This is a genomic window from Pseudomonas sp. NFACC37-1, from assembly GCF_900101575.1.
GTDB lineage: Bacteria > Pseudomonadota > Gammaproteobacteria > Pseudomonadales > Pseudomonadaceae > Aquipseudomonas > Aquipseudomonas fluorescens_AA.
In genome coordinates this window covers 1-21703 of sequence record NZ_FMUZ01000039.1, presented here as the reverse complement: position 1 = coordinate 21703, position 21703 = coordinate 1, and the positions used below count along the sequence as shown (strand labels likewise).

15 protein-coding genes are annotated in these 21703 nt (G+C 62.4%); 14 read left to right on the top strand and 1 reads right to left on the bottom strand.

Annotation, left to right across the window (positions count from 1 at the left end):
* Window positions 1-87 precede the first annotated feature (87 nt).
* The 3 genes from rpmE to BLP82_RS26265 all read left to right on the top strand — a co-directional run bounded on the left by rpmE (window position 88) and on the right by BLP82_RS26265 (window position 2591).
* On the top strand, window positions 88-312 hold the full coding sequence (rpmE, locus tag BLP82_RS26275; protein WP_014336159.1) for a 50S ribosomal protein L31: 225 nt from the start codon (window positions 88-90) through the stop codon (window positions 310-312).
* 11 nt (window positions 313-323) lie between these two features.
* Window positions 324-1136, top strand: a complete 813-nt coding sequence (locus BLP82_RS26270) for a thermonuclease family protein (RefSeq protein ID WP_092175226.1) — start codon at window positions 324-326, stop codon at window positions 1134-1136.
* A gap of 186 nt (window positions 1137-1322) precedes the next feature.
* On the top strand, window positions 1323-2591 hold the full coding sequence (locus BLP82_RS26265) for a malic enzyme-like NAD(P)-binding protein (RefSeq protein ID WP_072407352.1): 1269 nt from the start codon (window positions 1323-1325) through the stop codon (window positions 2589-2591).
* A gap of 300 nt (window positions 2592-2891) precedes the next feature.
* On the opposite strand, the gene BLP82_RS26260 is transcribed toward BLP82_RS26265, so the two are convergent.
* The gene (locus BLP82_RS26260; protein ID WP_170842383.1) at window positions 2892-5336 is read right to left on the bottom strand and encodes a penicillin-binding protein 1A; all 2445 of its coding nucleotides are present in this window, start codon (window positions 5334-5336) and stop codon (window positions 2892-2894) included.
* Between the two features lie 207 nt (window positions 5337-5543).
* Between BLP82_RS26260 and BLP82_RS26255 the strand changes: the two genes are divergently transcribed.
* The 11 genes from BLP82_RS26255 to hemE all read left to right on the top strand — a co-directional run bounded on the left by BLP82_RS26255 (window position 5544) and on the right by hemE (window position 21308).
* Entirely contained in the window at window positions 5544-6608 is a 1065-nt protein-coding gene (locus tag BLP82_RS26255) for a pilus assembly protein PilM (RefSeq protein WP_092175217.1), read from the top strand.
* Entirely contained in the window at window positions 6608-7174 is a 567-nt protein-coding gene (locus tag BLP82_RS26250) for a PilN domain-containing protein (RefSeq protein WP_092175212.1), read from the top strand. Before BLP82_RS26255 ends, BLP82_RS26250 begins: the two co-directional genes overlap by 1 nt.
* Entirely contained in the window at window positions 7171-7794 is a 624-nt protein-coding gene (gene pilO / locus BLP82_RS26245) for a type 4a pilus biogenesis protein PilO (RefSeq protein WP_092175209.1), read from the top strand. The genes BLP82_RS26250 and pilO overlap by 4 nt, the downstream gene beginning before the upstream one ends.
* Window positions 7791-8339 (top strand): pilus assembly protein PilP, encoded by a 549-nt coding sequence (locus BLP82_RS26240; protein ID WP_092175205.1) that lies wholly within the window; start codon window positions 7791-7793, stop codon window positions 8337-8339. The genes pilO and BLP82_RS26240 overlap by 4 nt, the downstream gene beginning before the upstream one ends.
* On the top strand, window positions 8336-10423 hold the full coding sequence (gene pilQ, locus BLP82_RS26235; RefSeq protein ID WP_092175202.1) for a type IV pilus secretin PilQ: 2088 nt from the start codon (window positions 8336-8338) through the stop codon (window positions 10421-10423). Before BLP82_RS26240 ends, pilQ begins: the two co-directional genes overlap by 4 nt.
* Before the next feature lie 4 nt (window positions 10424-10427).
* On the top strand, window positions 10428-10946 hold the full coding sequence (gene aroK / locus BLP82_RS26230) for a shikimate kinase AroK (RefSeq protein ID WP_003196983.1): 519 nt from the start codon (window positions 10428-10430) through the stop codon (window positions 10944-10946).
* 129 nt (window positions 10947-11075) lie between these two features.
* On the top strand, window positions 11076-12176 hold the full coding sequence (gene aroB, locus BLP82_RS26225; protein WP_092175199.1) for a 3-dehydroquinate synthase: 1101 nt from the start codon (window positions 11076-11078) through the stop codon (window positions 12174-12176).
* Window positions 12177-12186: 10 nt separating this feature from the next.
* Complete coding sequence (locus BLP82_RS26220; protein WP_092175195.1) at window positions 12187-13770, top strand: AAA family ATPase; 1584 nt, start codon at window positions 12187-12189, stop codon at window positions 13768-13770.
* 350 nt (window positions 13771-14120) lie between these two features.
* Window positions 14121-18569, top strand: a complete 4449-nt coding sequence (gene gltB, locus BLP82_RS26210) for a glutamate synthase large subunit (protein ID WP_092175190.1) — start codon at window positions 14121-14123, stop codon at window positions 18567-18569.
* A 33-nt stretch (window positions 18570-18602) separates the two neighbouring features.
* Window positions 18603-20021, top strand: a complete 1419-nt coding sequence (locus BLP82_RS26205) for an FAD-dependent oxidoreductase (RefSeq protein ID WP_092175185.1) — start codon at window positions 18603-18605, stop codon at window positions 20019-20021.
* 219 nt (window positions 20022-20240) lie between these two features.
* Window positions 20241-21308: a uroporphyrinogen decarboxylase gene (gene hemE, locus BLP82_RS26200; protein WP_092175181.1), complete on the top strand. Its 1068-nt coding sequence runs from the start codon at window positions 20241-20243 to the stop codon at window positions 21306-21308.
* Window positions 21309-21703 lie beyond the last annotated feature (395 nt).

Here is a 21703-nt window from a genome sequence, read left to right as displayed (position 1 = left end):
ACGATGTCTGGTAGAATCCGCGGCCTAATTACGTGCGGTATTCAACAATAGTGTTGGGTGGCGGCACGCTAGCCTGAGGAAAACAGCATGAAAACCGATATCCATCCGGAATACCCAGCAATTGCCGTAACCTGCAGCTGCGGCAACAAGTTCGAAACGCGTTCGACCTACGGCAAAGCCCTGGCGATCGACGTTTGCAACGAATGCCACCCGTTCTACACCGGTAAGCAAAAGACTCTGGATACCGGCGGCCGCGTTCAGAAGTTCGCCGATCGTTTCGGTGCTTTCGGCAAAGTTACTCCAAAAGCCTGAGGCTGATCATTTTGGATGGTCGTTTCGACTGCTCCAGATTGATAAAGAAGGCGTCCCTTGCGGGCGCCTTTTTTGTGTCTGCGATTTGGCTCGGTGGCGCCCTGGGGGCCTGTCCTTCGCCGGGCAGCCTGCCCCAGGTGGCGGTGCAGCGTGTGGTGGACGGCGACACCTTGTACCTGGAGGATGGTCGCCGCATTCGGATGATCGGTCTCAACAGCCCCGAGCTGGGCAAGCGCGGCCGCGCCGACGAACCCTTCGCCGTGGCGGCGCGCCAGCGACTCGAAGCCCTGGTGGCCGCCAACGATGGCCGGGTGGGCGTATTGCCTGGCAAGGACGACCGCGATGATTACGGTCGCACGCTGGCCCATGTCTACAACGCCCAAGGCGAGAACCTCGAAGAGCGCCTGATTGCCGAAGGGTTGGGTTTTCTGGTGGCGGTCGCGCCGAACGTCGACCTGGTCGGTTGCCAGCAAATGGCCGAACGGCATGCGCGGCAAGCCGGATCTGGTCTCTGGAGCAAATCGCCCGTCGTGCGAGCGGAGCAGATCAATGCACCCGGTTTCGTGCTGACGAGCGGGCGGGTAGAAAGCGTGCAGCGCAATCGCGGTGGTGTCTGGATTAAATTGCAGGGGCCGGTTGTCCTGCACATCGCGCCGGGTTTGCAGAGGCGCTTCGACGCCTCGGCCCTGGAGCGGCTCAAGGGGCGGAAAATCGAGGCCCGTGGCTGGGTCGTCGACCGCGCCCGGCGTGGCGGGACCAGGGCTGGTCAGGCACGATGGATGCTGCCGCTGACCGATCCGGCCATGTTGGAAGCGGTCCTGTAGGAAAAATAATTGTAGACATTATTCTGTCGGATTGTATGCATGTGGCCCTTGTGTTTCGCGGCTCTTGGTCCAAAGTCGTAGAGTAGGGCGCTTGACAGCAGTGACTGGTCAGTCTTGTAGGGACTTTGCGAGGCGCGTATCCTCGGCGGTCCGTCTGTCCAACACAGTAAAAAGCGGAATGCCCACATGTCTGATCTGAAAACTGCCGCTCTCGAATATCACGCGCATCCTCGTCCAGGAAAGCTGAGTGTCGAGCTCACCAAGGCCACCGCTACTGCTCGCGACTTGTCGCTGGCCTACAGCCCCGGCGTAGCCGAACCAGTCCGCGAAATCGCTCGCGACCCTGAACTGGCCTACAAATACACCGGTAAAGGCAACCTGGTTGCAGTCATTTCCGATGGCACCGCGATTCTCGGCCTGGGTAACCTCGGCCCATTGGCTTCCAAGCCAGTCATGGAAGGCAAGGGCGTACTGTTCAAGCGCTTCGCCGGTATCGACGTATTCGACATCGAAGTCGATTCCGAGAGCCCGCAAGCCTTCATCGACACCGTCAAGCGCATCTCCATCACCTTCGGTGGCATCAACCTGGAAGACATCAAGGCACCTGAGTGCTTCGAGATCGAGCGCGCCCTGATTGAACAGTGCGACATCCCGGTGTTCCACGATGACCAGCACGGCACCGCCATCGTCACCGCGGCCGGCATGATCAACGCCCTGGAAATCGCCGGCAAGACCCTTCCGGAAGCCAAGATCGTCTGCCTGGGTGCCGGCGCTGCGGCCATCTCCTGCATGAAGTTGCTGGTGAGCATGGGCGCCAAGATCGAAAACATCTTCATGGTCGACCGTACCGGCGTGATCCACTCCGGCCGTGACGACCTGAACCAATACAAGGCCGTCTTCGCCCACGCGACCGACAAGCGCTCCCTGGCGGACGCGCTGGACGGTGCAGACGTGTTCGTCGGCCTGTCGGGTCCGAACCTGCTGAGCCCGGAAAACCTGCTGCGCATGGCGCCGAACCCGATCGTGTTCGCCTGCTCGAACCCGGACCCGGAAATCTCCCCGGAACTGGCGCACGCGACTCGCAGCGACGTGATCATGGCCACCGGCCGTTCGGACTACCCGAACCAGGTCAACAACGTACTGGGCTTCCCGTTCATCTTCCGTGGTGCCCTGGACGTTCGCGCCAAGCGCATCAACGAAGAGATGAAAGTCGCGGCCGCCAACGCCCTGCGCGAACTGGCCAAGCTGCCGGTGCCTCAGGAAGTGTGCGACGCCTACGGCGGCATCAAGCTGGAATTCGGTCGTGAGTACATCATCCCGAAACCAATGGACGCCCGCCTGATCACCCTGATCTCCGATGCCGTGGCCAAGGCCGCCATCGAGACGGGCGTGGCCACCCTGCCGTACCCGAAAAACTACCCGCTCAAGAGCGTGGATGATGTGTTCAACGGCTAAGCCGTTGTAGCGCTTCAACGAAAAGCCCCGGCTCTTGCGAGCCGGGGCTTTTTTTGTCTGGATTTTATGGGTGGAAACCCGTTGCTGGGCAAGCCGACAACCTGTGGCGAGGGGATTTATCCCCGCTCGGCTGCGTAGCAGTCGTCATTTGGCTGACGCGGTTTCATGTATTGTTCCGCGCAGTCTGGATTTGGGGCTGCTGCGCAGCCCAGCGGGGATAAATCCCCTCGCCATAGGGGCCTTGCGCGGCATAAAAAGCCCCGCACTTCTTTCGAAGGCGGGGCTTTTGGATGAGACCGGTCAGAACAAATCGATCGGCGCCGCTTCGTCCGCTGGCAGCGGGCTGCCCGGTGCGACGCCATTGCCCAGCTCGTTGACCGACGGTGGCGTGTCTTCGCTCTTGAACAGCTCGAAGTACGCACCCGGGGTGCCCGGCGTGGCCGCGCGGCCGCTGACCGGGTCGACCCGCAGGCTGAGGATGCCTTCCGGTTCCGGCTGGGTGTGCGGCGGCTTGTCCTTGAGGGCGGCGCCCATGTAGGTCATCCAGATCGGCAGCGCCACGGTGCCGCCGAACTCACGGCGCCCCAGGCTTTCGGGCTGGTCGAAACCGGTCCAGACCGTGGTCACGTAATCGGCGTTGTAGCCGGAGAACCAGGCGTCCTTGGATTCGTTGGTGGTACCGGTCTTGCCCGCCAGGTCGGTGCGGCCCAGGGCCAGGGCGCGACGGCCGGTGCCAAGCTTGATCACGTCCTGCAACATGCTGTTGAGAATGAAGGTGGTGCGGCCATCGACAATGCGCTCCGCGACGGCGGGTGCTTGCGGCAGGCCTGGGGCCGTGGTGGCTTCGCCTGGCGTCGCATTGACCGTGAACGTGTCGGTGGTCGGTGCGGCGACGCCATCGCTGGCCTGCTCGCCCGTGGGGACCCGTGGCGGGTTGGCCACGAACAATGTCTCGCCGTTGCGACTTTCGATCTTGTCGATGATGTACGGGGTGATCTTGTAGCCGCCGTTGGCGAACGTGCTCCAGCCCGTGGCGATTTCCATCGGTGTCAGGGTCGCGGTGCCCAGGGCCAGGGACAGGTTACGCGGCAGGTCCTGCTTGTTGAAACCGAACTTGCTGATGTAGTCGATGGTGCGATCCACGCCCAGCGCCTGCAACAGGCGGATCGATACCAGGTTGCGGGATTTGTACAGCGCCTCGCGCAGGCGGATCGGGCCGAGGAACGTATTGGTGTCGTTCTTCGGCCGCCAGACCTTGTCCAGGTACTCGTCGACGAACACGATCGGCGCGTCGTTCACCAGGCTGGCGGCTGTGTAGCCGTTATCCAGGGCGGCGCTGTAGACGAACGGCTTGAAGCTCGAGCCCGGCTGGCGCTTGGCCTGCAGTGCACGGTTGTAATTGCTTTGCTCGAAGGCGAAGCCACCCACCAGCGAGCGAATGGCCCCATCCTGCGGATCAAGGGACACCAGGGCGCCCTGGGCCGCCGGGATCTGGCTGAACTTGAGCGTGTTGTCCGCCTGGCGCTGGACGCGGATCAGGTCACCGACCTGGGCAACGTCCGACGGCTGCCGTGGGTTGGCGCCCATGCTGTTGGTATTGAGGAACGGACGGGCCCATTTCATGGTGTCCCAGGCCACGTGTTCTTCCAGCTCGCCGTTGCGGGTCAGCACCTTGATGCCGTCCTTGTCCACCGAGGTGACGATCGCCGGCTCCAGGCTGCTGATTGTGCGTTGCTTGGTCAACTCCAGGGCCCAGGCTTCCTTGGTCTTGCCCGGCAGGCGCGATTCAGGACCGCGGTAGCCGTGGCGCTGGTCGTAGGTCATCAGGCCCTCGTGCAGCGCGGTGTTGGCCATTTCCTGCAGGTTGCTCGGCACCGTGGTGGTGACGCGGAAACCTTCGGTGTAGGCGTCGCTGCCATAGCGCCCAACCATCTCGGCACGGGCCATCTCGGCGATGTACGGGGCGTTCACTTCCGGGGTCGGTACGTGATAACTGGCGTTCAGCGGCTCATTGATCGCGGCGGTGTAGTCGGCCTCGCTGATCTTGCCGAGCTTGTACATGCGCCCCAGGATCCAGTCGCGACGCTCCTTGCTGCGCGCCGGGTTGGCGAGTGGGTTGAAGCGCGACGGCGCCTTGGGCAGGCCGGCGATCATCGCCATCTGCGCCAGGCTCACGTCGCGGATCGACTTGCCGTAATACACCTGTGCCGCCGCCTCGATGCCGTAGGCGCGGTTGCCCAGGTAAATCTTGTTCACGTAGAGCTCGAGGATTTCATCCTTGGTCAACTGCCGCTCGATCTGCAGGGCCAGGAGGATCTCGGTGGTCTTGCGCGAGAAGCTGCGCTCGCTGGTCAGGAAGAAGTTCTTGGCCACCTGCATGGTGATGGTGCTGCCGCCGGACTGGATGTGTCCGCTCTTGACCAACTGGCTGGCGGCGCGCATCAGGCTGCCGGGATCGACGCCGTAGTGGTTGGCGAAGTTATCGTCTTCAGCACTTAGTAACGCATTGATGAAATTGGGGGGAATGTCGGCGAAACGGATCGGTGTGCGGCGCATTTCGCCAAATTCGGCGATCAGCTTGTTATCGCTGCTGTACACCCGCAAAGGAATCTGCAACTGAATACTTCTCAGTGCCTCCACGGACGGCAATCCCGGACTAAGGTAAAGAAAGGCACCGCTCAGGCCCAGGAGCAGTCCGCAGAAAACGGCGACGATGGACCATCCGAAAAATTTCAGCAGACGAATCAAGGCTTTTGGATATCCAGGCAAAGAATGAAAAAGGCGCCAGGTGCAGGGAAGAACCCGAGCGTGCAACAAAGCGAAAAAAACGCTGGGCATTATAAGCATTTTTTTTCGTCGGGAATGCCATCCGGACGTCCGTCGGACGGCCGTGATTGAACGCAATGCATATTAGAGAGTCCGTAACTCACGGATAGTCATAGGGAATTGGTAGTGCTACGACTCTTCAATAAAAAAGCCCATGCGCTTCTGGGGATCGACATCAGTTCGACGTCGGTGAAGCTGCTCGAGTTGAGTCGCCAGGGCGAGCGGTACCGCGTCGAGTCCTATGCGGTCGAACCGTTGCCGGCCAACGCCGTGATCGAGAAGAACATCGCCGAGCTCGAAGGGGTGGGCCAGGCGTTGTCGCGGCTGTTGGCCAAGGCCAAGACACCCTTGCGCAGCGTGGCGGTGGCCGTGGCGGGTTCGGCGGTGATCACCAAGATCATCGAGATGGACGCGGGCCTGTCCGACGACGACATGGAGAACCAGCTCAAGATCGAGGCCGATCAGTACATTCCCTATCCGCTGGATGAGGTGGCCATTGATTTCGAGGTGGTGGGCGTTTCGCCGCGCAGCGCCGAGCGCGTCGAAGTGCTGCTGGCGGCCTGTCGCAAGGAAAACGTCGAGGTTCGCGAGGCTGCGTTGGCGCTCGCCGGGCTGACGGCCCGGGTGGTCGATGTGGAGGCTTATGCGCTGGAGCGAGCGTTTGGCCTGCTCGCCACGCAATTGGCGGCGTCCCAGGAACGGCTGACGGTGGCGGTCATCGACATCGGCGCCACCATGACCACCCTCAGCGTGTTGCATAACGGGCGCATCATCTATACCCGCGAACAATTGTTCGGCGGCCGCCAGTTGACCGAAGAGATCCAGCGCCGCTACGGCCTGACATCCGAGCAGGCCGGCCTGGCAAAGAAGCAGGGTGGGTTGCCGGACGATTATCTCGGCGAAGTGTTGCAACCTTTTCGCGAGGCCCTGGTGCAGCAGGTCTCGCGCTCCCTGCAATTCTTCTTCGCCTCGGGCCAGTACAGCGCTGTGGACCACATTCTGCTGGCTGGGGGCACAGCTTCGGTCGCTGGCCTGGATCGGCTGATCGAGCAGCGCCTGGGCACGCCGACCCAGGTGGCCAACCCGTTTACCAACATGGCCCTGAGCAGCAAGGTCAATGCCGGTGCCCTGGCCAGTGACGCACCGGCCCTGATGATTGCCTGTGGGCTGGCCCTCAGGAGTTTCGACTGATGGCGCGGATCAACCTGCTTCCCTGGCGCGAAGAGCTGCGCGAAGAGCGGCGCAAGCGCTTTCTGCTGGCCTTGGTCGCGGCGCTGGTCGGGGCGGTCGGCGTGGTCCTGGTCGCCGTCCGCTACCTCGACGGCGCCATCGACCACCAGGTTGCCCGCAATAGCCACCTCTCCGGGCAGATCGCCGTGCTGGACGAGCGCATCAAGCAGATCAGCGAATTGAAAGCCCGTCGCCAGCAATTGCTGGAGCGCATGCGCATTATCCAAAACTTGCAAGGGAATCGACCGGTCAGCGGGCGTATCTTCGACCAGTTGGTGAGGACTTTGCCGGACGGGGTGTACTTCACCGAAGTGAAGATGGAGGACCGGACGCTCTTCATCAAGGGGGCCGCGGAATCGAACAACCGGGTCTCGGACCTGATGCGCAACCTGGACTCGTCGGACCTGTTCGATGCGCCCAGCCTGACGGAGGTCAAGGCCACCACCGCCGGTCAGCTCGACCAGGCCAACGTTTTCCAGCTGACGGTTCGCCAGACCCGGCCGGCCGATGAGGAGAGCGCCCAATGAGGCCGGGAGAATGGCTCGACGCGTTGCGCAAGATCGACGTCAGTGACCTGGACACCAACAACATCGGTTCCTGGCCAGCGCCAATCAAGTGGGTGGCGGGCATCCTGCTGGTGGCCCTGGTGCTGGGACTGGGCTATAACGTTGCCTTGAGTGACTTGGAAAACCAGTTGCAGCAGGTGCGCGAGGAAGAAACCACCCTCAAGGAACAGTTCGCGGGCAAGGCCCACATGGCCGCGAACCTGGAACGCTACACCGAGCAGATGAAGCAGATGGAAACGTCTTTCGGTGTGCTGTTGCGGCAATTGCCCAGCGATACCGAAGTGCCGGGCCTGCTGGAAGACATTACCCGCACCGGCTTGGGTAGTGGACTGGAGTTCGAGGAAATCAAGCTGCTGCCGGAAGTCACCCAACCGTTCTACATCGAGCTGCCGATCCAGATCACCGTGACCGGCGGCTACCACGACCTGGCGACATTCGTCAGTGGAGTGGCCGGACTGCCCCGGATCGTCACGCTGCACGATTTCGAAATCGCCCCGATGGAGCCCGAGGCAGGCACGAAGCTGCGCATGAGCATCCAGGCCAGGACCTATCGCTACAACGAGCAGGAGGCGCAGCCATGAGGCCGCTGTTGTGTCGCCTCTGCCTGGTGGCGGGCCTGGTCACGCTGGCCGGTTGCAACAACGACAACGGCTTCAGCGACCTGGACGCTTACATGAACGAAGTGCGCCTGCGTCCGCCCGGCAAGATCGAGCCGACGCCGACGTTCAGGCCCTACGAGACGTTTACCTACAGCGCCGCGAACCTGCGCAGCCCGTTTTCCCGGCAGGTCCGCGTGGACCAGGCCGACCGGCAGCGCGGCTCGCACAACGTCCGGCCCGACCCCAACCGGGTCAAGCAGTACCTGGAAGGCTTCAACATCGAGCAGTTTGAAATGGTCGGTACGATCTCCAACGCCGCTGGCTCCTTCGCGCTCCTGCGGGGCGCGGGCGGGGTGCATCGGCTCAAGGTCGGTGACTATCTGGGGCGCAACGACGGGCGAATCCTCGCCATCGGCGCCACCCAGGTCGATGTGATCGAAATCGTTCCCGATGGCGAGGGCGCCTGGCTGGAACGACCTCGGACCATTCCTTTGAAAGAGCACTCAATAGTGGAACCCCAACAATGAACAGGTTTTTGTCAGCCTTCGGTATTTCGCTATGGATAGCGCTGTTGTCGCCGATGGTTCACGCGGCCAGTCTGAAGACGCTGGATGTCGCGGCGTTGCCGGGTGACCGTGTCGAGTTGAAGCTCACCTTCGACGGGCCGCCGCCGCCGCCCCGGGGCTACACCACCGAACAACCGGCCCGGATTGCCCTGGACCTGCCAGGCGTGACCAATCAACTGGCCAGCAAGCGCCGCGACCTGGGCGGGGGCAATGCGCGCAGCGCCACCGTGGTCGAGGCAGGCGATCGCACCCGGTTGATCATCGGCCTGACCCAGCTGGCGCCGTACGACACCCGGGTCGAAGGCAATAGCCTGTTCGTGGTGGTTGGCAAGGGCGCCGCTGCGAAGAACACTGCTGCGAAGAGCACCGCCCAGGCCCCGCGTCCAGCGGTGGCCAGCGCGGTGCCTGCGAGGGCCAGTGCGCCGGCGGGAAAGGCGATTCGTGGGGTGGATTTCCAGCGGGGGACCCAGGGCGAAGGCAACGTGGTGATCGATTTGTCCGATCCGTCCATCGCCCCGGACATCCAGGAGCGCGAAGGCAAGATCATCCTCAATTTCGCCAGGACCCAATTGCCCGAGCCACTGCGGGTGCGCCTGGACGTCAAGGACTTCGCTACCCCGGTGCAGTTCGTCAATGCCAGCGCCGGCAGTGACCGAGCGACCATCAGCATCGAGCCCAGTGGCACCTTCGACTACTCGACCTATCAGACCGACAACAAGCTCACCGTCAGCGTCCGGCCCATGACCGTCGACGACCTGCAAAAACGCAATGCCGACCGCGCGGCCTACAGCGGCGAGAAGCTCTCGCTCAACTTCCAGGACATCGAAGTCCGTTCGGTCCTGCAACTGATTGCCGATTTCACCAACCTGAACCTGGTGGCCAGTGACACGGTGCAGGGCGGCATCACCCTGCGCTTGCAGAATGTGCCTTGGGACCAGGCGCTGGACCTGGTGCTCAAGACCAAGGGCCTGGACAAGCGCAAGGTCGGTAACGTGCTGCTGGTGGCCCCGGCCGATGAAATCGCGGCGCGCGAACGCCAGGAGCTGGAGTCGCAGAAGCAGATCGCCGACCTGGCGCCGCTGCGGCGCGAGCTGCTGCAGGTCAACTATGCGAAGGCGGCGGACATCGCCAAGCTGTTCCAGTCGGTGACCAGTGCCGAGGCGAAAGCCGACGAGCGCGGCACGATCACGGTGGATGAGCGAACCAACAACATCATTGCCTACCAGACCCAGGACCGGCTCGACGAATTGCGCCGGATCGTGGCGCAGCTGGATATTCCGGTGCGCCAGGTGATGATCGAGGCGCGGATCGTCGAGGCCAACGTCGACTACGACAAAAGCCTGGGCGTGCGCTGGGGGGGATCGATACAGAACAAGGGCAACTGGAACTCCTCGGGGGTGACCACTGGCACCTCCACCACCATCGGCACGCCGGGCAGTACCGGCACCAACCAGCCGTTCGTCGACCTGGGCGCCTCGGGCAATACGTCGGGGATCGGCATTGCGTTCATCACCGACAACGTCTTGCTGGACCTCGAGCTGACGGCCATGGAAAAAACCGGCAACGGCGAAATCGTCTCCCAGCCCAAGGTGGTGACGTCCGACAAGGAGACGGCAAAGATCCTCAAGGGCACGGAAATCCCCTACCAGGAAGCCAGCTCCAGCGGCGCCACCTCGGTGTCGTTCAAGGAGGCCTCGCTGTCGCTGGAGGTGACCCCGCAAATCACCCCGGACAACCGCATCATCATGGAGGTCAAGGTCACCAAGGATGAGCCGGACTACCTGAACAAGGTGCAGGAAGTGCCGCCGATCAAGAAAAACGAAGTCAACGCCAAGGTCCTGGTCAATGATGGCGAGACCATTGTGATTGGCGGAGTTTTCTCAAATACTCAGAGCAAGGTCGTAGATAAGGTGCCATTTCTTGGCGATGTGCCGTATCTTGGCCGCCTTTTCCGGCGTGATGTGGTTTCGGAGAAAAAATCCGAGCTGCTGGTGTTCCTCACTCCGCGTATCATGAATAACCAGGCGATTGCTGTGAGTCGTTGATTCTGTGCGAAATTTGATTCTTGTTGGGCCGATGGGCGCTGGAAAAAGCACCATCGGCCGTTTGCTGGCCAAAGAGCTGCGCCTGCCGTTCAAAGATTCCGACAAGGAAATTGAATTGCGCACGGGTGCCAATATCCCATGGATCTTCGATAAGGAAGGCGAGCCGGGCTTTCGTGACCGTGAGCAGGCGATGATCGCCGAGCTGTGCGCATTCGATGGCGTGGTGCTGGCCACTGGCGGCGGCGCGGTGATGCGCGAAGCCAATCGTCGGGCGCTGCATGCCGGCGGACGAGTGGTCTATCTGCACGCCTCTGTCGAGCAGCAGGTCGGTCGCACCGCCCGGGATCGCAACCGACCGCTGTTGCGCACCGCCGACCCTGCCAAGACCCTGCGGGACCTGCTGGAGCTGCGTGATCCGCTGTATCGGGAGATCGCCGACCTGGTGGTGGAAACCGACGAGCGGCCGCCGCGGATGGTGGTGCTGGACATTCTCGATCGCCTGCAGCAACTGCCGCCCCGTTAATGCGCCTGGCGAAATGCGCTATCCTCGACGTCCCGTCATGGCCCGCCTGTGGCGAGGGGATTTATCCCCATAGGGTACTTTCGTTAATTGCAGGCAGGACGCCTGATTCCATCTTCACTGTGGGGACACATGCAGACACTTAAGGTCGACCTGGGCGAGCGCAGCTACCCGATTCATATTGGCGAAGGCTTGCTGGACCAGCCCGAACTGCTGGCGCCGCATATCGCCGGGCGGCAAGTGGCGATCATTTCCAATGAAACCGTCGCGCCTCTGTATCTGGAACGTCTGACCCACAGCCTCTCGGCTTTCTCGGTCATTTCCGTGGTGTTGCCCGACGGCGAAGCCTTCAAGAACTGGGAAACCCTGCAACTCATTTTCGACGGCCTGCTGACCGCACGGCATGATCGCCGCACCACGGTGGTTGCCCTGGGTGGTGGCGTGATCGGCGACATGGCCGGTTTTGCCGCCGCTTGTTATCAGCGCGGCGTCGACTTCATCCAGATCCCCACCACGCTGTTGTCGCAGGTCGACTCGTCGGTGGGTGGCAAGACCGGGATCAACCATCCGCTGGGCAAGAACATGGTCGGTGCCTTCTATCAGCCCAACGTCGTGCTGATCGACACCGCCACCCTCAATACCCTGCCGGCCCGCGAACTGTCCGCGGGGCTGGCGGAAGTCATCAAGTACGGGCTGATCTGCGACGAACCGTTCCTGGGCTGGCTCGAAGAGCACGTCGACCGCCTGCGTGCGCTGGATCAAGCGGCCCTGACCTACGCCATCGAGCGCTCCTGCGCCGCCAAGGCCGCCGTGGTCGGTGCCGATGAACGTGAGTCGGGGGTGCGCGCCACGCTCAACCTGGGTCACACCTTCGGCCATGCCATCGAAACTCACATGGGCTATGGTGTCTGGCTGCACGGTGAAGCGGTTGCGGCCGGTACGGTCATGGCCCTGGAAATGTCCGCGCGCCTGGGCTGGATCAGCGAACAGGAGCGCGATCGCGGTATTCGTCTGTTCCAGTGCGCCGGGCTGCCGGTGGTTCCGCCCGAGGAAATGAGCGAGGCGGATTTTCTTGAACACATGGCAATCGACAAAAAAGTGATCGACGGTCGTCTGCGCCTGGTGCTGCTGCGCCACATGGGCGAAGCGGTGGTGACCGACGATTATCCGAAAGAAGTTCTACAGGCCACGCTGGGAGCGGACTACCGCGCCCTGGCTCAGCTTAAAGGTTAATGAGATTCCGATGACTAGTTTGCATGCCGACGAGGCTTTCCTCGGCCATTTCCAATTGAGTCATGACCCTTTTGCCCCTCGGGTCCCGGGCTTCAAGTTCTTCCCCGCCCAGCGCAAGCCGGTGCTGGGGCAGTTGCATCACCTGGCGCGCTACAGCCAACTGCTGTTGGTGGTCACCGGCCCCCAGGGCAGCGGCAAGACCTTGCTGCGCCAGGCCCTGGTGGCCAGTACCAACAAACAGTCTGTGCAGAGCGTGGTGGTGTCGGCCCGTGGCGCCGGCGATGCCGCCGGTGTGTTGCGCCAGGTGGCCCAGGCGCTGAACGTCGCCCAGGCCGAAATCGGTGCAATCCTCGACCAGATCGTGCAACTGGCGCTGACCGGGCAGGAAGTCTATCTGCTGGTGGACGATGCCGAGCAACTCGACGAGTCGGCCCTCGAAGCCCTGCTGGCCTTGGCGGCCGGTGCGCCGGAGGGCCGCCCTCACGTGTTCCTGTTCGGCGAGTCGTCGCTGATCGCCGACCTGGACCAATTGAACCTCGAGGAAGAGCGTTTCCACGTCATCGAGCTGGCGCCCTACACCGAGGAAGAAACCCGTGAATACCTGGCCCAGCGTCTTGAGGGTGCGGGCCGGGGTATCGAACTTTTTACCGCCGATCAGATCTCTGAGATTCACGAAAGCTCCGACGGCTGGCCTGGCAACATCAACCAGGTCGCCCGCGATGCTCTGATCGAAGTCATGATTGCCAGCCGCTCAGCGGTGAAGCGTCCAAGTATGGGGTTCAACATGCCGAAGAAACACGTATTGGCAATTTCCGCCGTCGTCGCGGTCGCCGTTGCCGCCGCCTGGCTGATGCCGGGTCGCACCAAGGCACCTGCCACGGGGGCCCCTGCCAACGAACAGGCGCAACTGCCCCTCGGCCAAGGTACGCCGCAACCCAACGGTGGCGCGCCGGCCGTGGAATTCGCCGGTAACACCCAACCGATGCCGCTGCCGCTGGTCGGCCAGTCGCAGCCGGTCATGCGCGGCCCGCTGGCCGAAGCGGCCGGCGGTATCACCGAAGGCGACGACGGCGCAGCGCCACCGATCGACGACAGCAGCGACACGCCGCCGACCGTGACCACCACCGCACCGCCTGCGGGCGTGCCGGCCGGCCCGGCGCCAACGCCTGCCCCGACCGCCAAGCCGACCCCGGCACCGACCCAGGTGGCCACCGCCAAGCCTGCACCGGTCCCGGCGCCTGCGCCCAAGCCAGCGGCGCCAGCAACACCGGCGGCCAAGCCTGCTGCTACCCCAGCCAAGGCTGCGGGCGGTAGCTGGTACGCCGGCCAGGCGCCGGGCAACTACGTGGTGCAGATCCTCGGCACCAGTTCCGAAGCCGCGGCGCAGAACTTCGTCAAGGAGCAGGGCGGCGAGTATCGTTATTTCAAGAAAGTGCTCAACGGCAAGCCGCTGTATGTCATCACCTACGGCAGTTTTGCCAACCGTGATGCGGCCGTTTCCGCTATCAAGGCCTTGCCAGCGAAGGTTCAGGCTGGTAAACCTTGGCCTCGCACTGTCGCCAGCGTCCAACAGGAACTGGCAGCAACTCGCTGAAGATTCGGCGGCCTTACCCAGGCCGCCTCTCCCGGCAACCTCAAAATTTCCGCAAGGGCGGGCGACCTTTAAGGCCGCGCGCCTTGTGGTGTCTGCATCACAGTAGCGTTTGAGTCGTAGCGGTCAAACCCAAAAAAGTTTTGACTAGCACAGCATATAGCTTTAAACCTTTCACAAATGCGACATGGATTTGCGACAGTTCGTCGTCAAATTTGTGAGCCCCTGTGTCGGTGTGTACAATGACCTCCCTTTTGCCCCCGCAAAGCTGGCGTACGTTCGGCGCGGCATGCAACTGGTTGAATTGAAAAGAAATTTGCCTCGGTTAGAGGCAGCCTGGTGAGAAAGTGTCTATGAAAGCAGGTCTGTACCAACCAGATGAATTCAAGGATAACTGCGGTTTCGGCCTGATAGCTCATATGCAGGGCGAGCCCAGCCATACCCTTTTGCAAACGGCCATTGAGGCCCTGACCTGCATGACCCACCGTGGTGGGATCAACGCCGACGGCAAGACCGGCGACGGTTGTGGCTTGCTGATTCAAAAGCCTGACGAGTTCCTGCGTGCCGTAGCCCAGGAAACGTTCGGCGTGACCCTGCCCAAGCAGTACGCCGTGGGCATGGTGTTCTTCAACCAGGACCCGGTGAAGGCTGAGGCGGCTCGCGAAAACATGAATCGCGAGATCCTGGCCGCCGGCCTGCAACTGGTTGGCTGGCGCAAAGTGCCGATCGATACCAGCGTTCTCGGCCGCCTGGCGCTCGAGCGCCTGCCGCAGATCGAACAGGTGTTCATCGCCGGCGAAGGCCTGAGCGACCAGGACATGTCGATCAAGCTGTTCAGCTCCCGTCGTCGTTCGTCCGTGGCCAACGCCGCCGACACCGATCACTATATCTGCAGCTTTTCCCACAAGACCATTATCTACAAAGGCCTGATGATGCCGGCGGATCTCACCGCCTTCTATCCGGACCTGAGCGACGAGCGCCTGAAAACCGCGATCTGCGTGTTCCACCAGCGCTTCTCCACCAACACCCTGCCGAAGTGGCCGCTGGCCCAGCCATTCCGCTTCCTCGCCCACAACGGCGAGATCAACACCATCACCGGCAACCGCAACTGGGCCGTGGCCCGTCGCACCAAGTTCGCCAACGACCTGATGCCGGATCTCGAAGAGCTCGGCCCGCTGGTCAACCGCGTGGGTTCGGACTCCTCGAGCATGGACAACATGCTGGAACTGATGGTGACCGGTGGCATCGACCTGTTCCGCGGCGTGCGCATGCTGGTGCCGCCGGCGTGGCAGAACGTCGAGACCATGGACCCGGACCTGCGTGCCTTCTACGAATACAACTCCATGCACATGGAGCCGTGGGACGGCCCGGCCGGTATCGTCATGACCGACGGTCGCTACGCCGTGTGCCTGCTGGACCGTAACGGTCTGCGTCCGGCGCGCTGGGTCACCACAACCAACGGGTTCATCACCCTGGCGTCGGAAATCGGCGTCTGGAACTACCAGCCCGAAGACGTCATCGCCAAGGGCCGCGTAGGTCCGGGCCAGATCTTTGCCGTGGACACCGAGACCGGCCAGATCCTCGACACCGATGCCATCGACAACCGTCTCAAGTCCCGTCATCCGTACAAGCAATGGCTGCGCAAGAATGCCCTGCGCATCCAGGCGACCATGGAAGACAACGACCACGGCTCGGCTTTCTATGACGTCGACCAGCTCAAGCAGTACATGAAGATGTACCAGGTGACGTTCGAGGAACGTGACCAGGTGCTGCGTCCGCTGGGTGAGCAGGGCTACGAAGCGGTCGGCTCCATGGGCGATGACACGCCGATGGCCGTGCTGTCGCAGCGCGTGCGCACGCCGTACGACTATTTCCGCCAGCAGTTCGCCCAGGTGACCAACCCACCGATCGACCCGCTGCGCGAAGCGATCGTGATGTCCCTGGAAATCTGCCTCGGTGCCGAGCGCAATATTTTCCAGGAGTCGCCGGAACACGCCTCGCGGGTGATCCTCAGCTCGCCGGTCATTTCCCCGGCCAAGTGGCGTTCGTTGACCAACCTCGACCGCCCAGGCTTCGCGCGCCAGGTCATCGACCTGAACTACGACGAAAGCGTCGGCCTGGAAGCGGCGATCCGCAACGTGGCCGATCAGGCTGAAGAAGCCGCGCGCGCCGGGCGTACCCAGATCGTCCTCAGCGACCGCCACATCGCCCCGGGCAAGCTGCCGATCCACGCCTCGCTGGCCACCGGTGCGGTGCACCATCGCCTGACCGAAAAAGGCCTGCGCTGCGACTCCAACATCCTGGTGGAAACCGCCACTGCCCGCGATCCGCATCACTTCGCGGTGCTGATCGGTTTTGGTGCCTCGGCGGTGTATCCGTTCCTGGCCTATGAAGTGCTGGGCGACCTGATTCGCACCGGTGAAGTACTGGGCGATCTCTACGAGGTGTTCAAGAACTACCGCAAGGGCATCACCAAGGGCCTGCTCAAGATCCTGTCGAAGATGGGCATCTCGACCATCGCCTCGTACCGTGGCGCGCAACTGTTCGAGGCCATCGGCCTGTCCGAGGAAGTCTGCGAGTTGAGCTTCCGTGGCGTGCCGAGCCGCATCAAGGGTGCGCGTTTCGTTGACATCGAAGCCGAACAGAAAGCCCTGGCCGCCGAAGCCTGGAGCCCGCGCAAGCCGATCCAGCAGGGCGGCCTGCTGAAGTTCGTCCACGGTGGCGAATACCACGCCTACAACCCCGATGTGGTCAACACCCTGCAAGCGGCCGTACAGCAGGGCGACTACAGCAAGTTCAAGGAATACACCTCGCTGGTGGACAACCGTCCGGTGTCGATGATCCGCGACCTGCTCAAGGTCAAGACCCTCGACACGCCGCTGGACATCAACGAAGTGGAACCGCTGGAATCGGTGCTCAAGCGCTTCGATTCGGCCGGTATTTCCCTGGGCGCCTTATCCCCGGAAGCCCACGAAGCCCTGGCCGAAGCCATGAACCGCCTCGGTGCGCGTTCCAACTCCGGCGAAGGCGGCGAAGACCCGGCGCGCTACGGCACCATCAAGAGCTCGAAAATCAAGCAGGTGGCCACCGGCCGCTTCGGTGTGACGCCGGAGTACCTGGTCAACGCTGAAGTGTTGCAGATCAAGGTCGCCCAAGGCGCCAAGCCCGGCGAAGGCGGCCAGTTGCCCGGCGGTAAGGTCAACGGCCTGATCGCCAAGCTGCGTTATGCGGTCCCCGGCGTGACCCTGATCTCGCCGCCGCCGCACCACGACATCTACTCGATCGAGGACTTGTCGCAACTGATCTTCGACCTCAAGCAGGTGAACCCCAAGGCACTGGTCTCGGTGAAGCTGGTGGCGGAAGCCGGTGTCGGCACCATTGCGGCCGGCGTGGCCAAGGCCTATGCCGATCTCATCACCATCTCCGGCTACGACGGCGGCACCGGCGCATCGCCGCTGACCTCGATCAAGTACGCCGGCGCGCCGTGGGAACTGGGCCTGGCCGAAACCCACCAGACCCTGCGCGGCAACGACTTGCGCGGCAAGGTCCGGGTGCAGACCGACGGTGGCCTGAAAACCGGCCTGGACGTGATCAAAGCCGCCATCCTCGGCGCCGAGAGCTTCGGCTTCGGCACGGCGCCGATGATCGCCCTGGGCTGCAAGTACCTGCGCATCTGCCACCTGAACAACTGCGCCACCGGCGTGGCGACCCAGAACGACAAGCTGCGCAAGGACCACTACATCGGAACCGTCGACATGGTGGTGAATTTCTTCACCTACGTGGCCGAAGAGACCCGTGAGTGGCTGGCGAAGCTGGGTGTGCGTTCGCTCGAGGAGCTGATCGGCCGTACCGACCTGCTGGAAGTGCTCGAAGGCCAGACCGCCAAGCAGCATCATCTGGACCTGACCCCGTTGCTGGGCAGCGATCACATTCCGGCGGACAAGCCACAGTTCTGCCAGGTCGACCGCAACCCGCCATTCGACAAGGGTGAGCTGGCCGAGAGGATGGTCGATATGGCCGCCGCGGCGATCAACGACCTGAGCGGTGCCGAGTTCGACCTGGATATCTGCAACTGCGACCGTTCCATCGGCGCGCGGATCTCCGGCGAAATCGCTCGCAAGCACGGCAACCAGGGCATGGCCAAGGCGCCGATCACCTTCCGCTTCAAGGGCACCGCAGGCCAGAGCTTCGGCGTCTGGAACGCCGGTGGCCTGAACATGTACCTGGAAGGCGATGCCAACGACTACGTGGGCAAGGGCATGACCGGCGGCAAGCTGGTCATCGTTCCGCCCAAGGGCAGCGTCTACAAGACCCAGGACAGTGCCATCATCGGCAACACCTGCCTGTATGGCGCCACGGGCGGCAAGCTGTTCGCCGCCGGCACCGCGGGCGAGCGTTTTGCCGTGCGTAACTCCGGGGCCCACACTGTGGTGGAAGGCACCGGCGATCACTGCTGCGAGTACATGACCGGTGGTTTTGTCTGCGTGCTGGGCAAGACCGGTTATAACTTCGGCTCTGGCATGACCGGCGGTTTCGCCTACGTGCTCGACCAGGACAACACTTTCGTTGACCGGGTCAACCACGAACTGGTGGAAATCCAGCGGATCAGCGGCGAGGCGATGGAAGCCTACCGCAGCCATTTGCAGCGCGTACTGGATGAGTACGTCGAGGAAACCGACAGCGAGTGGGGTCGTGAACTCGCCGAGAACCTCGATGACTACGTGCGTCGTTTCTGGCTGGTCAAGCCCAAGGCTGCCAACCTGAAATCGTTGCTTTCCAGCACTCGTGCCAACCCGCAGTGATATGCGCCTGAAGAGTTTGATGAGGTTTTAACAATGGCTGAACGTCTGAATAACGACTTCCAGTTCATCGATGTCGGGCGCAAGGATCCGAAGAAGAAACTGTTGCGTCAACGCAAGAAAGAGTTCGTGGAAATCTACGAGCCTTTCAAACCCCAGCAGTCGGCCGACCAGGCCCACCGCTGCCTGGGTTGCGGTAACCCGTACTGCGAATGGAAGTGCCCGGTGCACAACTTCATTCCCAACTGGCTGAAACTGGTGGCCGAGGGCAACATCCTCCAGGCCGCCGAGCTGTCCCACCAGACCAACACCCTGCCGGAAGTCTGCGGCCGGGTGTGCCCGCAGGATCGCCTGTGTGAAGGTGCCTGCACCCTCAACGACGGTTTTGGCGCGGTGACCATCGGTTCGGTGGAGAAGTACATCACCGACACCGCGTTCGCCATGGGCTGGCGCCCGGACATGTCCAAGGTCAAGCCGACCGGCAAGCGCGTGGCGATCATCGGTGCCGGCCCGGCGGGCCTGGGCTGTGCCGACGTGCTGGTACGCGGTGGCGTGACCCCGGTGGTGTTCGACAAGAACCCGGAAATCGGCGGCCTGCTGACCTTTGGCATTCCCGAGTTCAAGCTGGAAAAGACCGTGCTGAGCAATCGTCGCGAAGTCTTCACCGGCATGGGCATCGAGTTCCGCCTGAACACCGAGGTGGGCCAGGACGTGACCATGGAGCAACTGCTCGAGGAATACGATGCGGTCTTCATGGGCATGGGCACCTACACCTACATGAAGGGTGGCTTTGCCGGTGAGGACCTGCCGGGCGTCTACGACGCACTCGACTTCCTGATCGCCAACGTCAACCGCAACCTGGGCTTTGAAAAGTCGCCGGAAGATTTCGTCGACATGAAAGGCAAGAAGGTCGTGGTGCTCGGCGGTGGCGACACGGCGATGGACTGCAACCGCACGTCGATTCGCCAGGGCGCCAAGTCGGTGACCTGCGCCTATCGTCGCGACGAAGCGAACATGCCCGGCTCGCGCAAGGAGGTGAAGAACGCCAAGGAAGAAGGCGTGAAGTTCCTCTACAACCGCCAGCCGATCGCCATTGTCGGTGAAGACAAGGTCGAAGGCGTGAAGGTGGTCGAGACCCGTCTCGGCGAACCGGACGCCCGCGGCCGTCGCAGTCCCGAGCCGATCCCCGGTTCCGAAGAGATCATCCCGGCCGACGCCGTGGTCATCGCCTTCGGCTTCCGCCCGAGCCCGGCACCCTGGTTCGAGCAGTTCAGTATCCAGACCGACAGCCAGGGGCGCGTGGTGGCGCCAGAACAAGGCCAGTACAAGCACCAGACCAGCAACCCGAAGATCTTCGCCGGTGGCGACATGGTCCGTGGTTCCGACCTGGTGGTGACGGCGATCTTCGAAGGCCGCAACGCGGCGGAAGGGATCCTGGATTACCTGCAAGTCTGACCGCTGTTGATCGTTCCCACGCTCTGCGTGGGAATGCAGCCCGGGACGCTCTGCGTCCCCCTGGAACGCGGAGCGTCCCTTGAGGCATTCCCACGCAGAGCGTAGGAACGATCAGTTCAACCGCGACAAATTGCCCCGATAGATAAAAGGCACGGCTCTTGCCGTGCCTTTTGCGTCGCGCTCTGAGAAAATGCCCGCACTTTTTTTCCGGATGCCGACATGACTGCCCTGAAGAACGACCGTTTCCTTCGCGCCCTGCTCAAGCAACCTGTGGACGTCACCCCCGTATGGATGATGCGCCAGGCCGGTCGCTATCTGCCGGAGTACCGCGCCAGCCGCGCCAAGGCCGGTGACTTCATGAGCCTGTGCATGAACCCCCAGTTCGCCTGCGAAGTCACGATGCAGCCGCTGGACCGTTATCCACAGTTGGACGCGGCGATCCTGTTCTCCGATATTCTCACCATTCCCGACGCCATGGGGCAGGGCTTGTACTTCGAGACCGGCGAAGGCCCGCGTTTCAAGAAAGTCGTCAGCACCCTGGCCGACATCGAGGCCCTGCCGATTCCCGATCCGCAGAAGGACCTGGGCTACGTCATGGACGCGGTCAGCACCATTCGCCGTGAACTCAACGGGCGCGTGCCGCTGATCGGTTTCTCCGGTAGCCCCTGGACCCTGGCCACCTACATGGTCGAAGGCGGTTCGTCGAAGGACTTCCGCAAGACCAAGGCGATGCTCTACGACAACCCGCAAGCCATGCACCTGTTGCTGGACAAGCTGGCCCAGTCGGTCACGTCCTACCTCAACGGCCAGATCCTGGCCGGTGCGCAAGCGGTACAGATCTTCGATACCTGGGGCGGCAACCTGTCGGCGGCGGCCTACCAGGAGTTTTCCCTGGCCTACATGCGCAAGATCGTCAGCGGCCTGATCCGCGAGCACGAAGGTCGCAAAGTCCCGGTGATCCTGTTCACCAAGAACGGCGGCCTATGGCTGGAAAGCATCGCCGAGGCCGGCGCCGACGCCTTGGGCCTGGATTGGACCTGCGACATCGGCAACGCCCGCGAACGTGTCGGTCATAAAGTCGCCCTGCAAGGCAACATGGACCCGACCGTGCTCTACGCCAAGCCTGAAGCCATCCGCGCTGAAGTCGGACGCATCCTGGCCAGCTACGGCAGTGGCAGTGGCCATGTGTTCAACCTGGGCCATGGCATCACCCCGGAAGTCGACCCGGAACATGCCGGCGCCTTCTTGCGCGCAGTGCATGAGTTGTCGGCGCAATATCACGTCTGATTGCTGCCCCTGTCACCCAGCCTGTCCGGTTCTGTGCCGGACGGGCTTTTTATGTGCGCCCAGCATGGGCGCAATTTTGTGGGTGAAAGTCCCGCCGTAAGCTGACCACAGCGAACGAAGTGAAGCGCAACTGCATGAGGGCGACCGAGTGTGGGGAGGAAGCGTGGATCGAAGCCATGAGCCGATGTACAAGAACCGGATAGAAGGCGAAGCCGATCAGGGCGAGCGGGCATAAAACCGCGAAGTTCTTGTGGTCAAGGATCAGGCTGCGTAAATCCGGCGGTTGTGTGGTGAAGGATTGCGTTCTTACCTGGGGAGATCTCGCCTTGTGCCTGAAAGGGCGACGGTGCAAGCCGGAGCGAGAAGTCAGCAGAGGCCGTAGTAGTCTTTTTTTT